General features: G+C 69.0%; 5 protein-coding genes and 2 rRNA genes (1 of these 7 only partly in view). 4 read left to right on the top strand and 3 right to left on the bottom strand.

Going from position 1 to position 8,670, the window contains the following annotated elements; translation table 11 throughout:
* The 3 genes from HDA31_RS14700 to HDA31_RS14690 form a co-directional block, all read left to right on the top strand.
* A 23S ribosomal RNA gene (locus HDA31_RS14700) occupies positions 1-2,900 on the top strand (it extends 210 nt beyond the left edge of the window).
* 76 nt (positions 2,901-2,976) lie between these two features.
* Positions 2,977-3,093, top strand: a 5S ribosomal RNA gene (gene rrf / locus HDA31_RS14695).
* Positions 3,094-3,326: 233 nt separating this feature from the next.
* Complete coding sequence (locus tag HDA31_RS14690; protein ID WP_178065509.1) at positions 3,327-4,142, top strand: hypothetical protein; 816 nt, start codon at positions 3,327-3,329, stop codon at positions 4,140-4,142.
* Here HDA31_RS14690 and HDA31_RS14685 read toward each other — a convergent pair.
* Positions 4,139-4,759: an L-threonylcarbamoyladenylate synthase gene (locus HDA31_RS14685; protein ID WP_074476488.1), complete on the bottom strand. Its 621-nt coding sequence runs from the start codon at positions 4,757-4,759 to the stop codon at positions 4,139-4,141. The genes HDA31_RS14690 and HDA31_RS14685 overlap by 4 nt on opposite strands.
* A gap of 85 nt (positions 4,760-4,844) precedes the next feature.
* Between HDA31_RS14685 and HDA31_RS14680 the strand changes: the two genes are divergently transcribed.
* Positions 4,845-5,246, top strand: a complete 402-nt coding sequence (locus tag HDA31_RS14680; protein ID WP_178065508.1) for a hypothetical protein — start codon at positions 4,845-4,847, stop codon at positions 5,244-5,246.
* A 54-nt stretch (positions 5,247-5,300) separates the two neighbouring features.
* Here the strand turns inward: HDA31_RS14680 and HDA31_RS14675 are convergent, their stop codons facing one another.
* Entirely contained in the window at positions 5,301-5,543 is a 243-nt protein-coding gene (locus HDA31_RS14675; RefSeq protein WP_178065507.1) for an acyl carrier protein, read from the bottom strand.
* Positions 5,543-8,665 carry a non-ribosomal peptide synthetase gene (locus tag HDA31_RS14670; protein ID WP_178065506.1) on the bottom strand — a complete coding sequence of 1,041 codons (3,123 nt, stop codon included), beginning with the start codon at positions 8,663-8,665 and terminating at the stop codon, positions 5,543-5,545. Before HDA31_RS14670 ends, HDA31_RS14675 begins: the two co-directional genes overlap by 1 nt.
* Positions 8,666-8,670: the final 5 nt, after the last annotated feature.

The following is an 8,670-nucleotide window of genomic DNA, read 5'->3' as shown; positions in this document are numbered from 1 at the left end:
CCCGTAGGAAGAGAAAACAATAGTGATTCCGTGAGTAGTGGCGAGCGAAAGCGGATTGAGGCTAAACCGGTTGCGTGTGATACCTGTCAGGGGTTGCGTGGTCGGGGTTGTGGGACCCTGCTACACGAGCTGACACTCGTGTGAGGAGTGATAAAGCCAGTGGATAGCCGAATGGTCTGGAATGGCTGACCGTAGACGGTGAGAGTCCGGTAGGTGAAATTTGCTGGTCTTCTGTGGGTGTTCCCGAGTAGCGGCGGACTCCTGTAATCTGCCGTGAATCTGCCAGGACCACCTGGTAAGCCTAAATACTTCCTGGTGACCGATAGCGGACGAGTACCGTGAGGGAATGGTGAAAAGTACCCCGGGAGGGGAGTGAAATAGTACCTGAAACCGTTCGCCTACAATCCGTCGGAGCCTTGCGGGGTGACGGCGTGCCTTTTGAAGAATGAGCCTGCGAGTTAGTGGCATGTGGCGAGGTTAACCCGTGTGGGGGAGCCGTAGCGAAAGCGAGTCTGAATAGGGCGTTTGAGTCGCATGCTCTAGACCCGAAGCGGAGTGATCTAGCCATGGGCAGGCTGAAGCGTGGGTAAGACTACGTGGAGGGCCGAACCCACCAACGTTGAAAAGTTGGGGGATGACCTGTGGTTAGGGGTGAAAGGCCAATCAAACTCCGTGATAGCTGGTTCTCCCCGAAATGCATTTAGGTGCAGCGTCGCGTGTTTCTTGCCGGAGGTAGAGCACTGGATGGTCTAGGGGGCCCACAAGCTTACTGAAATCAGCCAAACTCCGAATGCCGGTAAGTGAGAGCGCGGCAGTGAGACTGCGGGGGATAAGCTTCGTAGTCGAGAGGGAAACAGCCCAGATCACCAGCTAAGGCCCCTAAGCGTGTGCTAAGTGGAAAAGGATGTGGGGTCGCATAGACAACCAGGAGGTTGGCTTAGAAGCAGCCACCCTTTAAAGAGTGCGTAATAGCTCACTGGTCAAGTGGTTCCGCGCCGACAATGTAGCGGGGCTCAAGCACACCGCCGAAGCTGTGGCACTCACATGATACTTCGCCAGGCCTTGATGTCTGGTGCAGGTGTGTGGGTGGGTAGGGGAGCGTCGTGCCGGGGGTGAAGCAGCGGGGTGACCTAGTTGTGGACGCGGCACGAGTGAGAATGCAGGCATGAGTAGCGAAAGAAGGGTGAGAAACCCTTCCGCCGGATGACCAAGGGTTCCAGGGCCAGGCTAATCCGCCCTGGGTGAGTCGGGACCTAAGGCGAGGCCGAGAGGCGTAGTCGATGGACAACGGGTTGATATTCCCGTACCCGCGAAGGAGCGCCCGTGATGAACCTCGTTGTGCTAACCACCCAAACCGCTGAGGCCTTCGGGTCAAGGTTGGGGAGCGTGGGAACCTGGCGGGTAGTAGTCAAGCGATGGGGTGACGCAGGAAGGTAGCTGATCCCGGCCGGTGGTTGTGCCGGGGTAAGCGTGTAGGCCGTGTTGTAGGCAAATCCGCAACACATGTGGCTGAGACGTGATGCCGAGCCGATTCAGGTGAAGTCAGTGATCCTATGCTGCCGAGAAAAGCCTCTAGCGAGTTCCGAGCGGCCCGTACCCCAAACCGACACAGGTGGTCAGGTAGAGAATACCGAGGCGATCGGGCGAACTGTGGTTAAGGAACTCGGCAAATTGCCCCCGTAACTTAGGGAGAAGGGGGGCCGGAGACGTGAAGCCCCTTGCGGGTGGAGCGTTGTATGGCCGCAGAGAGCAGGGGGAAGCGACTGTTTACTAAAAACACAGGTCCATGCGAAGAAGTAATTCGATGTATATGGACTGACGCCTGCCCGGTGCTGGAACGTTAAGGGGACCTGTTAGCTCCTTTCGGGGGGCGAAGCGGAGAACTTAAGCGCCAGTAAACGGCGGTGGTAACTATAACCATCCTAAGGTAGCGAAATTCCTTGTCGGGTAAGTTCCGACCTGCACGAATGGCGTAACGACTTCCCCACTGTCTCAACCACAGGCCCGGCGAAATTGCATTACGAGTAAAGATGCTCGTTACGCGCGGCAGGACGGAAAGACCCCGGGACCTTTACTATAGCTTGACATTGGTATCTGAGTTAGCTTGTGTAGGATAGGTGGGAGCCGGTGAAGCCTATACGCCAGTATGGGTGGAGGCAATCTTGAAATACCACTCTGGTTGATTCGGGTATCTAACTTCGGGCCGTTATCCGGTTCAGGGACAGTGTCTGGTGGGTAGTTTAACTGGGGCGGTTGCCTCCTAAAGGGTAACGGAGGCGCCCAAAGGTTCCCTCAGCCTGGTTGGCAATCAGGTGTTGAGTGCAAGTGCACAAGGGGGCTTGACTGTGAGACTGACAGGTCGAGCAGGGACGAAAGTCGGGACTAGTGATCCGGCACTTGCGTGTGGAAGCGGTGTCGCTCAACGGATAAAAGGTACCCCGGGGATAACAGGCTGATCTTCCCCAAGAGTCCATATCGACGGGATGGTTTGGCACCTCGATGTCGGCTCGTCGCATCCTGGGGCTGTAGCAGGTCCCAAGGGTTGGGCTGTTCGCCCATTAAAGCGGTACGCGAGCTGGGTTTAGAACGTCGTGAGACAGTTCGGTCCCTATCCGCCGTGCGCGTAGGATACTTGAGAAGGGCTGTCCCTAGTACGAGAGGACCGGGACGGACGAACCTCTGGTGTGCCAGTTGTCCCGCCAGGGGCACGGCTGGTTGGCTACGTTCGGAAGGGATAACCGCTGAAAGCATCTAAGCGGGAAGCCTGCTTCAAGATGAGGTATCCCACCCACCTTTGGTGGGGTAAGGCCCCCAGCTAGACGACTGGGTTGATAGGCCGGAGATGTAAGCTCGGTAACGGGTTGAGTTGACCGGTACTAATAGGCCGAGGACTTGACTACGAAGCTGCTACGCGTCCACTGTGCAACTCTGAACAAACAGGCGGCCCTGGGTGGTTGTTTGATATGTTCATAGAGTTACGGCGGTCATGGCGGAGGGGAAACGCCCGGTTACATTCCGAACCCGGAAGCTAAGCCCTCCAGCGCCGATGGTACTGCACTCGGGAGGGTGTGGGAGAGTAGGACACCGCCGGACATTCTTTCGTTTCAGGGCCACCCCGATCCGGGGTGGCCCTGAAACGCATACTGGCCCGAACTGCGTTGGCGGGGTGTCGCGTACCCAGGGTGGCGCCGCGTGGGGAGTTGCGGTGTGTGCGGCGCTGTCCGGCAGCCGACAGCGACCGGTCCCGTCTCTGGGACTCTCCTCGACTAGGGTCGATGTCGCAACGATGAGTGTCGATGGCCGGCTTGTTGTGGAAGGGGCGCCACATGAGGTTCCGGTCATGGTTGTCCGCAGTGGTCCTGGCGGTGGGCCTGGTGCCCGTGAGCCCGCCCGCCCCTGCGGCGTCGGCCCAGCTCGACCCCGCGCCGTCGGTCACGGCGCGCCCGGCGACAGGGCTGTCGGCCTCGTCGGTCGTCAGGGTCACGGCGACCGGCCTGCCCAGGAAGACCGAGGTCGACATCGTCCAGTGCGACCAGGAAACCTACGACGACGACGGCAGTCGCATCGGCTGCCCGGTCGTGCACACGACGACCACCAGCCGCCTGGGGCGGATCTCGGAGCGGGCGAACGCCAGCACCAGGGTCTACCGCAGCCGCCCCTACGGCGACGACGAACCGGTCTACTGCCGCGCGGACATCTGCCGGTTCTTCGTCGAATGGGTCGTCGACGGTGTTCGGCAGTCGGTCGCCACCGCGCCCCTGGAGTTCACCGGCGACCCCGCCACCATCACCGCGACCCCGAACAGCGGCCTGGTCGACGGGCAACCGGTCGAGGTCGCCGGCACCGCGAAGGGCTCACCCAGCCGGTACGTGGCCATCATTCAGACCGCCTGCTTCGACATCATCCAGGGCAGCGGCTGCTACGACGACACGCCGTTGGCCGCGGTGCCGCTCACCGAGGACGACACGTTCACGGCGTCCGTGAACGTCCAGTACTGGCCCAGCTGCGCGCCGGATGACTTCATGACGACGTGCGAGCTGCACGTGGTGGTGTACGACGCGCAGGGGCAGCCCGACGGCTCGTTCGGCTCCGGCTGGTCCGGCCCACACCGCGCCTACCTCGGCTTCGCCCCGGTCGGCTAGGCGAAGCGGGACGGGTCCCCGGCGCCGACGCGGACGATCTCGGGTTCCCCGTCGGAGAAGTCCACCACCGTGGTGGGCTCGGTGCCGCAGTCGCCGGAGTCGACGACCGCGTCGACGACGTGGTCGAGGCGTTCCTTGATCTCCCAGCCCTGGGTCATCGGCTCGTCGTCGCCGGGCAGCAGCAGGGTGCTCGACAGCAGCGGTTCGCCCAGCTCGGTGAGCAGGGCCTGGGCGACGGTGTGCGCGGGGATGCGGACGCCGACGGTCTTCTTCTTCGGGTGCAGCAGCCGGCGCGGCACCTCCTTCGTGGCGGGCAGGATGAAGGTGTAGCTGCCGGGGGTCGCCGCCTTGACGGCCCGGAAGACGGCGTTGCCGAGGTGCACGAACTGGCCGAGCTGCGCGAAGTCGCGGCACACCAGGGTGAAGTGGTGGCCGCTGTCGAGGTGGCGGATCTCCCGGATCCGGTCCATGCCGTCCTTGTTGCCGAGCCGGCAGCCCAGGGCGAAGCAGGAGTCCGTGGGGTAGGCGATCAGCCCGTCCCGGCGGATGAGGTCGGCCACCTGGCCGATGGTGCGGGGCTGCGGGTTGTCCGGGTGCACGTCGAGGTACTTCGCCATGGCGGGAAGCTTAGGCCCCCGCCCCGACCTGTCGTCTTCCTGACAGTGTTCAAGAGACGTAAAAGTAGACGGCCATCGTTGTCCCATGGCCGTTCGATCGTTTCGTGGGGGCGGATACGGGGACCTGCTGGGTTCCCCGCCGATGCCCGGCCCCGTGCGGATCACCGTGCTCGTGTTCGCGGTCCTGACGCTGCTGTTCGCCCTGGCGACGGTGCACCGGCTGCTGGTACAGGACGGCTCGCTGGGCGCCGCGGTGTTCTTCGCCGCCATGGCGGCGGCCTGCGCGCTGGTGGCCGGCACCCTGGCGGCCCGCCGGCCGTGGGCGGCCTACCCGGCGTACGCGCTGTCCGGGCTGTTCGCCGCAGCCTCGCTGGGCCTCTTCGGCGCGATCACGATCGTCGGGCTGGGGCTGCTGGCCTGGGTCCTCTGGTCGCTCAACACACGGCCCGCGCGGGAGTGGTTGAGCGGGCGTCGCCGGCTGCGGTGACGCCGGCAGGGGTGGCGGTGGCGCGGCCCGGGGGGCGCCACCGCCACCCGACGTTCAGCCCCGCGCGACGATCGCCACCAGGTCGTCGACCGTGTCCACCCGCTGACCGGGCGCGGTCAGCTCCACCTCGACGCCGTACTCCAGCTCGAGGGCGTCGACGAGGCGCAGCAGGCCGAGGGAGTCGACGCCCAGGGCCGTCAGCGAGCCGCCGTCGAGCACGTCGACGGCGGACACGTCGCCCCCGGTGGCCTCGCTGACCATCGCGGCGATCCGGGTACGTGGGTCGGTGACGCCCATCAGGGCTCCTCTCGGGACTGGCGGACGATCTCGGCGATCTCCGCGATCGTGGGGGTGTCGAAGAAGGCGTCGAGCGGCACCTCGACGCCGAGCCGCTGCTGGATCCGCCCGCTGATCCGGGTGATGGTCAGCGAGTGCCCGCCCAGGTCGAACAGGTCCTCGTGCAGCCCGATGTCGGGGATCTTCAACACGTCCTGCCAGATCTCGCGCAGCGTCTCCACCACCGGGTCGGCGGGGCCCTCCACCACCTGGTCGGCGGCGTCCTGCGGCGCGGCGGGCGTCGCCGCGGGGGCGTCGCGGCGCGTCGGCGCGGGCAGCGCGGCCCGGTCGACCTTGCCGGTGGGGCCGACGGGCAGCCGGTCCAGCAGCACCCAGTCGGTGGGCAGGACCGCCGCCGGGAGGCTGAGCGCCAGGTGCCGGCGCAGCTCCGCCGGGTCGACGACCGAGCCGGCGCGGGGCACCGCGTACGCGACGAGGCGGGCCTCGCCGTCGTCGTCGCGGTGCAGTGTCGCGGCCGCCCCGGACACTCCCGGGTGCTCCAGCAGGCGGGCGGTCACCTCGCCCAGTTCGAGGCGGTGCCCCCGCACCTTCACCTGGTCGTCGGCGCGGCCGAGGAAGTCGATCCGGCCGTCCGGCAGCCACCGGCAGCGGTCCCCGGTGCGGTACATGCGGCCGTCGGCCGCGCCGGACGGGTCCGGCACGAACCGCTCGGCGGTCAGGTCGTCGCGCCCCCGGTAGCCGTCGGCGAGCCCCGCCCCGGCCAGGTACAGCTCGCCGGGCACCCCGATCGGCACCGGCCGCCGCGCGGCGTCCAGCACGTACGCCCGCACGTTCGGCAGCGGCCGGCCGATGGTCACCGTGTCCGGGTCGGCGGGGACGTCCTCGACGGTGGCGTAGACGGTCGCCTCGGTCGGGCCGTACCCGTTGACCAGCCGGGCCGTGCGGGCCCGCAGCTCGCGGGCGAGGGCTACCGGCAGCGCCTCCCCGCCGCAGACCGCGACCAGCGGCCCGGCCGCGCCCGCCGCGTGGTCCGCGCCGAGGCCCGCGTCCAGCAGCACCCGCCAGCCCGCCGGGGTGGCCTGGGCGTGGGTCACCCCGGCGGCGCGGACCAGCCGCAGCACGGCCGCGCCGTCGAGCGCGTTGACACCCGAGGCGACGACCACCCGGCCGCCGGTGACCAGCGGCAGGAACACCTCCACGGCGGAGATGTCGAACGACGGCGAGGTCAGGTGCAGCCAGCGGTGCGCGGGCCCGGCGTCCAGCAGGTCCCGCAGGCCCAGCAGCAGGTTGGTCAGCGCGCCGTGACCGACCGCCACGCCCTTGGGGTGGCCGGTCGAGCCGGAGGTGTAGAGCACGTACGCGAGGTCGGCGGCCGTCGGGGCGTGGGCGTCCGGCCCCGGGCGCGCGCCGGCGAGCAGGTCCACCCCGTCGAGGGCGAGCACCGGCGGGCCGGCGTCCGGGCCGGCGTCCGGCGCGGCGGCGGTCACCACCAGCGCCGGGGCGGCGTCGGCGAGCACGAGCCGCTGCCGCGCTGCCGGGTGGCCCGGGTCGACGGGCAGGTACGCCGCCCCGCAGCGCAGCACCGCCAGCATCGTCGCCACCGTCCGCCAGGACCGGTCCAACGCCACCGCGACCAGCGAGCCCGGCCCGACGCCCCGCCCGCGCAGCAGCGCCGCGAGCCGGCCGGCGGCGGCGTCGAGCTGGGCGTAGCCGAGCCGCACGTCGCCGTCGACGACGGCCACCGCGTCCGGGTCGGCGGCGACCCGGGCGGCGAACAGCTCGGGCACGGTGGTGTCCGGGTACGCCCGCGTGACGCCGACGCCGGCCCGGACGACCCGGTCCCGCTCGTCGGCGGGCAGCACCGGCAGGTCGGCCACCGGCCGCCGGGGGTCGGCCACGACGGCGGCGAGCAGGGTGCGCAGGTGCCCGCCGATGCGGTCGACCGCATCGGTGTCGATGGCGGCCGGGCTGTGCTGGAGGCCGACGTCGATGCCCGTCGGGCCGTCCACGACCTGCACGTGCAGCGCGTTGCGGGCCGCGCCGCCGAACAGGGTCCACTCCACCTCGGCGGCCACCCCGGCGAACGCGGGGTCGTCGCCGCGCCGGCGGTAGCCGACCGACACCGCGGTGAGCGCGGGCGCGGGGCGCAGCCCCGACACGGCGTGGGCCAGCGGCACGTGCCGGAACCGGTACACCTCGCGCAGCCGGGCCCGCACCGCGCGGGCGTGCGCGGCGAACGAGCCGTCGGCGGGGTCGTCGGCGGTGACCGGCAGCTCGTTGACGAACAACCCGACCCGGTCGGCCTGCCCCGGCGTGCGGGTGGAGAGCGTGACGCCGACGGGCACGCCCCGGTTGCCGTAGCGGTGCAGCAGGGCGTGCACGGCGGCGAGCAGCAGCTCGAAGCGGGTCACCCCGAGGCTGGCGGCGGCCCGGCCCACGCCGTCGACCAGGTCGGCGGGCAGCGCCACGGCCACGACGCCGCCCGGCTCCGCGCCGGTGGGCACCCGGCGCAGCCCCGGCAGGACCACGTCGGCGGCGTCGGGCCGGTGCGCCGCCCAGAACTCGCGGGCGGCCGGCAGGTCGACGGCGACGCGGTCCCGTTCGGCCGCCGCGTCCCCGGCGTACCCATCGGGGCGGGGCGTGGCCTGCGCCGCCGTCCCGGCGAGCGCGGCGGCGTACGCGTCGGCCAGGTCGCGCGCCAGCACGTCCTTCGACATGCCGTCGAAGGCGAGGTGGTGGACGCAGACCAGCAGCAGGTGCCGCCCGTCGGCGGCGGTCAGCAGCGTGAACCGGGCCAGCGGGCCGACCCGCAGGTCGTGCGGGCGGGCCAGCTCCTCGGCGACCCGGGCGTCGGTCCACTCGCCGAAGGCCACCGAGGCGCGCCCGGCGGCGGGGGCCAGCCCCGGCGTGCCGTCGGCGTCGGTGACGACCCGGGCGCCCAGCACGGGGTGCCGGTCGGCCACGGCGGCGCACGCCTCGACCAGGGCCCGGCGGTCCAGGCCGGCGGCGAACCGGACGCCGAGCGCCATGTGGTACGCCGTGCCGGCGACCCCGGCCTGCTCGGTGAACCAGACGGCGTGCTGCGCGGATGTCGCCTCGGCGGTGCCCACATGCTCTCCCATGGCTC

It is taken from the genome of Micromonospora carbonacea (assembly GCF_014205165.1).
GTDB lineage: Bacteria > Actinomycetota > Actinomycetes > Mycobacteriales > Micromonosporaceae > Micromonospora > Micromonospora carbonacea.
The sequence above is the reverse complement of the archived record's forward strand: the minus strand, read 5'-3'. Positions and strand labels throughout refer to the sequence as shown.